Here is a 2,816-nt window from a genome sequence, read left to right on the forward strand (position 1 = left end):
ACTCTAACCTCATTTTAATGAGTAATATTTTACTCTAAAGTTGCAAAAAACGTTCATTACGAGTAGTATTTTACACATTATTAAGCGGAGGGATAGAAGATGGAAGCGCTCAACGGGCTAGCGTTGCGAGGCGTTCCCGAACAAATCTTGGAGATGCCAGCGATTGGATTTAATCATCTGTCACAAAAGCTCGCCAACTGGGGGCTTTTATGAATAAGCCAAGTCATAAAGAGTCTGTACAAGATGTGGTCGCTCGCCTGAGGGCAAACCGCAGCCACCGACAGAGCACAAAAGAGGGAGAGGCCGCTCATTCGAGCAACGACCAACCACAATGTAACTCGCCAACGCGAACGAAAGCCTCAAAAAACACCCTGGCTGTCAGTGCCGCAGAGCGTAAAACCGAAGCGAATAAAATCATCAAACGCCTATTGTTTGGTGAGTTAACCCAAGGCCAAGCGTTAAAAAACTTGCGTGTCACTATTCTGGGACTTAAGCAGGATGTGTTCGCAAAACTTGTTGGCGTCTCAAGAAAAACACTCTCCGATATCGAGAATGATCGAGGCAGCTACAATACGGAGGTGCTCAATAAGGTATTCAAACCATTTGGCTTACAGGTCGGGCTGCTCCCCTCTTCTCCCGACACGCTAAGATCGCTACTTACGGAGCGTGAAACGGATTGAGAGTGCCGTACCAAGACGCGTTAGATGCTGCGCAAAAACAAATAGCAAAAACCAAACAGCAAAAAACCGCCACGAGGGCGGTTTTTTAAATGATGGCGGTGAGAGAGGGATTCGAACCCTCGATACGTTGCCGTATACACGCTTTCCAGGCGTGCTCCTTCAGCCACTCGGACACCTCACCATATTGTGTGTTACGCGAGCTATTTATTGTGGGTAGTTGACCTACCCGCTGTCGCGTTAACGGGGCGTACTATAGAGAGTTGCTGCTTTGCGGTCAAGCTGTTGGTGATGGCTTTGGGTTTAAATGGCTATTCCATCACCAAAAGCATCACTATGTCTGGAAAAACTGAGTTAACTCCCCCCGATTAAGTCATCAACGTGTTGAGCAACGACTGATGTGCGATGGAAGCAACCACACCTGAAAGCTGTTAAACTCTTGCCATATACCAAAATGCAAATAAGAGTGTTATGACATTATCAGACTTTCTCACCCAGCATGCCGATAGCGAGCAGCTACTTAACGAAATGCAAACTCGTGGTGTCGTCACCGCGATGGCGGCCGCTCCTCATGTTATTAGCCCTAGCGAGTGGCTTCCTGTGATGTGGGGTGGCGAGGAACAAGCGCCGTTTGAGAGCCATGAGCAGTTTGAGCAGTACGCCAATCTGATTGTGGATATTTGGAATGAACAGCGCCAACAGTTGTTGGAGAAAACTTGGCAATGGCCGGAAGGCTGTTTGCTGGATGACGCTGAAATTGTCAACCAAGCGACGCGCGATTTCGCCGAGGGGTTGTTGCAWGGCTGGAGCCTGACCCGTGATGACTGGGAAACGCTGATGCCGGAAAACACTGATGGTAATGCCCTACTCGGTGGCGTAGTGCTGTCTATCAGCTTGCTTTACGATCCAGAAACCGCCCTTTCTACCATGGAAGCCCAAGGCGCAGAAGAGTTGGCACAGTTTGAGGAAATCTTCAACGCCATGCCAACTATGTTGTGTGGCCTCACCCACCACGGCGCGGCACTGGCGGAGGATGCGGGGTAAACAGCCAGAGGTATCATTGGGGACGATGACACAAGCCCCGGCACATTGTTGGATATGTGCACATTGCCAACGGGCGCCTGTCACGATCGGTGTCAATTTTAACCACGATGTCGGATGGCGCGCGGCGGAAATCACACCAAGCTTGTGCGATCGAGGAGGCGCTTATGCCGACCTACGCCTGGTTTATATATCGATGATTCCATTGGCGACGATGACACAAGGCGTTAATATTTAACATCGATGGTGCCATTGGCGTAGGTGACACAAGCCCCGGGACTTTGTTGGATATGTGCACATTGTCAACGGGCGCCTGTCACGATCGACGCCAAATTTAACATCGGTGSCAAATTTGGCCGCCAATGTCGGAGGCGCGCTTTGGCTTGGGTATTCATGATTAACACCGCACCGGCGCTTGTCCGACCTACGCCTGGTTTATATATCGGTGGTTCCATTGGCGACGGTGACACAAGCCCCGGCACATTGTTGGATATGTGCACATTGCCAACTGGGCGCCTGTCACGATCGACGCCAAATTTAACATCGGTGCCAATATTTGACCGCCGATGTCGGAGGCGCGCTTCGGCTTGGGTATTCATGATTCACACCGCACTGGCTGGTGCCATTGGCGTAGGTGACACAAGCCCCGGCAAGGTGTTGGATATGTGCACCTTGTCAACGGGCGCCTGTCACGATCAATGCCAGTATTTGATCGCCAATGTCGGATGGCGCGCGGCGGAGATCACGCCAAGCTTGTGCGATCGAGAAGGCGCTTATGCCGACCTATGCATACTTTAACGTCAATGATTCCATTCACGATCGGTGCCGAATTTAACCGCCAATGTCGGATGGCGCGCGGCCCACATTGTGATAATTATTGGCATCGTGCTGGCGCTTATGCCGACCTACGCCTGGTTTATATATCGGTGGTGCCATTGGCGACGATGACACAAGCCCCGGCACATTGTTGGATATGTGCACATTGCCAACTGGGCGCCTGTCACGATCGACGCCAAATTTAACATCGGTGCCAATATTTGACCGCCGATGTCGGAGGCGCGCTTCGGCTTGGGTATTCATGATTCACACCGCACTGGC

At 51.2% G+C, this 2,816-nt stretch carries 3 protein-coding genes and 1 tRNA gene; 3 read left to right on the plus strand and 1 reads right to left on the minus strand.

The window, feature by feature from the left end:
* Positions 1-209 precede the first annotated feature (209 nt).
* Positions 210-680, plus strand: coding sequence for a helix-turn-helix transcriptional regulator (locus tag BZG13_RS14980; protein ID WP_077487187.1), 471 nt, complete (start codon positions 210-212; stop codon positions 678-680).
* A 93-nt stretch (positions 681-773) separates the two neighbouring features.
* On the opposite strand, the gene BZG13_RS14985 is transcribed toward BZG13_RS14980, so the two are convergent.
* Positions 774-861: transfer RNA gene (locus BZG13_RS14985), tRNA-Ser, on the minus strand.
* A 287-nt stretch (positions 862-1,148) separates the two neighbouring features.
* Here BZG13_RS14985 and BZG13_RS14990 point away from each other — a divergent pair.
* A complete protein-coding gene (locus BZG13_RS14990; protein WP_077487188.1) occupies positions 1,149-1,721 on the plus strand; it encodes a UPF0149 family protein in 573 nt (190 codons plus the stop codon).
* A gap of 594 nt (positions 1,722-2,315) precedes the next feature.
* Complete coding sequence (locus BZG13_RS15000) at positions 2,316-2,516, plus strand: hypothetical protein (RefSeq protein ID WP_077487190.1); 201 nt, start codon at positions 2,316-2,318, stop codon at positions 2,514-2,516.
* Positions 2,517-2,816: the final 300 nt, after the last annotated feature.

Origin of the sequence: Salinivibrio sp. ML323 (assembly GCF_001995745.1) — a bacterium.
Classification (GTDB): Bacteria; Pseudomonadota; Gammaproteobacteria; order Enterobacterales; family Vibrionaceae; genus Salinivibrio; species Salinivibrio kushneri.

Coding starts and splice junctions, on each gene's coding strand:
- BZG13_RS14980 (WP_077487187.1), top strand. CDS start 210: ATGAATAAGCCAAGTCATAAAGAGTCTGTACAAGATGTGGTCGCTCGC.
- BZG13_RS15000 (WP_077487190.1), top strand. CDS start 2,316: ATGATTCACACCGCACTGGCTGGTGCCATTGGCGTAGGTGACACAAGC.